The sequence below is a fragment of the Clostridium sp. AF32-12BH genome, assembly GCF_003477935.1.
GTDB lineage: Bacteria > Bacillota > Clostridia > Lachnospirales > Lachnospiraceae > Brotaphodocola.
The window spans coordinates 1-3,452 of record NZ_QUEH01000039.1 but is presented as its reverse complement, the minus strand read 5'-3'; the positions used below and the strand labels follow the sequence as shown (position 1 = coordinate 3,452).

4 protein-coding genes and 1 pseudogene are annotated in these 3,452 nt (G+C 48.7%); all 5 read right to left on the bottom strand.

The genetic code is table 11. The annotated features are described in order from the left end of the window. Positions 1–104, bottom strand: a pseudogene (locus tag DWZ40_RS19025) (citrate lyase acyl carrier protein); the annotation flags it as partial. 272 nt (positions 105–376) lie between these two features. Next, a complete protein-coding gene (locus tag DWZ40_RS20225; protein WP_243035398.1) occupies positions 377–634 on the bottom strand; it encodes a hypothetical protein in 258 nt (85 codons plus the stop codon). A gap of 10 nt (positions 635–644) precedes the next feature. Further along, entirely contained in the window at positions 645–1,061 is a 417-nt protein-coding gene (locus DWZ40_RS20220) for a Na+/H+ antiporter NhaC family protein (RefSeq protein ID WP_243035397.1), read from the bottom strand. A 158-nt stretch (positions 1,062–1,219) separates the two neighbouring features. Beyond that, a complete protein-coding gene (gene citF, locus DWZ40_RS19015) occupies positions 1,220–2,782 on the bottom strand; it encodes a citrate lyase subunit alpha (RefSeq protein ID WP_118544348.1) in 1,563 nt (520 codons plus the stop codon). Position 2,783: 1 nt separating this feature from the next. Continuing rightward, the coding region (locus tag DWZ40_RS19010; protein ID WP_118544347.1) for an aldolase/citrate lyase family protein at positions 2,784–3,452 on the bottom strand (669 nt) is incomplete at its 5' end.

Below are 3,452 nucleotides of genomic sequence, written 5' to 3'. Positions count from 1 at the left end.
CTGCTCTCGATGGAAAGCTCTACGGTACCATTTCCCGGCTCCACGGTTACCTGGGCGTCGCTGGACTCCAGGGTTCCTGCCATGGCAGCTTTCTTTACTTCCATAACTCGTTCCTCCTTAAAGTGATATTTACCTTTGTCATATCATAAGCAAAGCATTATTTCTCGTCAACTTCACTAAAAACAGTGTATCATCCAAGGTACAATTGTGCAAATACTTAAAGAATTATGTCAGATATAATTTTTTTATTATGTGATGATAATAATAATATAAATTTTTCATAAACTCAGCCCTATTGGCATCATTTCCCCGATAAGCGAAAAGAGACCTCCACCGGCATTTTTCTGCCAGTGAAAATTTCTCAGTTTTGTTTCTTTTATAATGATACAGATTCCACAATTACAGCGGAAGCATTCAGGCCTGCGCCTCTCTTTTTCTCCTGGATACCTGCAAATACGGCATGTGCCAGGCAGAGAACAATACCAAAAATCTGAACCGGGATCAGTTTACCCCAGAGCTGGCCAGCCTCCATACCAAGTACGGATGCTGCTCTCATGGTCGGACCTGCCCACGGCATCAGGTTTAAGACACCCATAGCCAGAACGGCTACACGAAGCAGGGTGCTCGGTCTCATATGCATCTTCTTATAAACCGGAAGCATGGCCGGAACTACAATTAAGGAAGGTAGATGCGCCGCCGCCATCCAGATGACCGATCAGAGCGATCAGGGCAGTCATAACGGTTACACCAATGACATTGTCACCAACGTGCTTCATCAGCTTGTTGATGATCACATCAAACATGCCTGCATCGGTCATGATGCCGAAGAACAGGACTGAGAATACAAACAGCGCTGCGGTCGGGCCGGTACTCTTGAAACCGCCTTTGATCAGCTCACCGATCTGTTCAATGGAATAATATCCGCCAATTACCAAGATCAGTCCCAGAATAGACGGGAAAATGATGAAGGCCATACTCGGCATGGTCTTGCTTTTAAACAGGGTTACCACCAGTGCAACGATACAGGCGAACCCTAAAATACCAACTACTAATTCTGACATAGATTTTTTCCCTATTTTTTGTTTTACAGCCAGGCAGGCTAGAACCTTGTTTTTGTCCCAGCCTGTCTCTCCCTAGGCCTGTATATGGTTTGTTGTAACGAATTTGCAGCCTCTGCAGCTGCTCTTCCGCTCATATTGCTTCATTGCAGCTTACATTCTTAGTCCTGAAACTCGTACTCTTTGATCTCACGGACAACATCGAGTACGGTGCCGTCACGGCTCTCGATGATACCAACCACGCGGTCACCAAACTGTACCGAATCCGGCTCGCCTACGATGGCGTATGCCTTGTCACGCAGCTCCTCAATGGTACAGAACGGAAGTTTCACATCCTTCATGCACTCGATCAGGTCCTGTCTGCGCGGGTTGATCGCGATACCGTAATCGGTGATGACAACGTCTACGGTCTCACCCGGAGTAGTTACGGTCGTAACGTTGGTGCAGATTGCCGGGATTCTTCCCTGCAGGAGCGGTGCGATGACGATGGTGCACTTTGCGCCTGCTGCGGTATCCGGATGTCCGCCCTGGGCACCGGTGATCATTCCGTCAGAACCTACGACTACGTTACAGTTGAAGTTTACATCGACCTCAAGGGAAGCCAAAATGACAAAGTCAAGCTTGTTGACATAGGCACCCTTGTTGAACGGATCTGCATACTCGGATGCAGAGATCTCGATGTGGTTCGGATTGGTCTTGATGGACTCAATGGCACCCATATCAAAATCCTGAGTATCTACGATCTTGTCGATGAGACCCTTTGCAAGCAGGCTGCACATCGGAGTGGTGATACCGCCGAGACCAAGTCCCATCTTAATACCGCGCTCTTCCATGATCTTTCCAAGAGAGATGGTGGATGCGATGGAAGCACCGCCGACACCAGTCTGATAGGAGAAGCCATCCTTGAAGTACGGAGTGTTGATCACGAACTGGGTGCAGTAATCTGCCATCATGATCTTGCGGACATCGGTGGTCGGTTTTGCTGCACCGGTTGCGATCTTAGCCGGGTTACCAATCTCATCTACCACGCAGACAAAGTCTACCTGGGTCATGGAGATGCTTGCCGGAATGTTCGGGAACGGAACAAGGCAGTCGGTGATTGCTACCACACGGTCTGCATACTGTGCGTCTACCATTGCGTAAGATAAAACGCCGCAGTCACTCTTTCCGCCATTTGCTCTCATGTTGCCGTATTCGTCACAGGTCGGAGCACCGATGAATGCGATGTCGATATGAACTTCGCCGGACTCGATGGCTCTGACACGTCCACCATGGGAACGCATGATTGCGATATCTCTTAATTTACCAGTAGAGATTGCCTCACCGATTTTACCGCGCACACCAGAAGACTGGATGCCAACAATAGTGCCATCTTCAATGTAAGGAACGATTGCATCGTTTGCCTTACCCAAAGAACTTGCGCAGATGGTGATGCCCTTAATGCCCATGTTGTGGATCTCTTCCATTACCATGTTTACCACATAGTCACCCTCACGGAAGTGATGGTGGAAGGAAATGGTCATGCCGTCTTTGATCTCACATTTTACCAGTGCATCGTGAATATTCTCTACGATCTTGCTTCTCTTCGGATCCATCATGGTGTGTGCCTTCGGAGTTGCTTTCTTATACTCGTAATTGTCGTAAGCGTAAGCACCCTTGAATGCTTCCTTACCGGTTGCTTTTAATACCTCTTCCGGGATTTCTCTTCCTACTGCATTGATCATCTTATAAATCCCCCTCATATACACCTGATGCTTTTGCCAGGGCAATGGTTCTCTTTGCGCCGTCGTAGAATGCGATATCGATCATCTTACCGTCTACGGTAAATACGCCGATACCCTGTGCCTTCTTCTCATCGATTTCTTTGACAACCTTCTCTGCGAAGATGATTTCCTTCTGGGTTGGAGTGAAGACTCTATGTACCACATCGATCTGACGCGGGTTTACCAGAGATTTTCCGTCAAAGCCCATCATCTTGATCATTCTTACTTCTTCCTCAAACACATCCATCGCATCGAGGTTAGTGAATACGGTATCCCAGCACTGTACACCGGCTGCTCTTGCAGCGATGATCATCTGCTGTCTTGCGCCCTGCAGCTCTACACCGGTTCCGGTGATCACGGTCTGCAGATCTTTGGTGTAGTCACCTCCGGAAAGTGCGATACCGATCAGACGGTCAGAAGACTTACAAACCTCAAGTGCATTTAAGACGCCCTTGCAGGACTCCAGAGCTGCCATTAACAGGGTAGAACCTTCCGGTCTTCCGAACTCTCTCTCGGCTGCCAGTACATGCTCCTCTACGGTGTGAACATCCTGCGCGGTCTCAGTCTTTGCGATACGGATGGTATCAGCGCCGCCTGCTACGCAGACACGGATATCTTCCTTCCAGTGCGG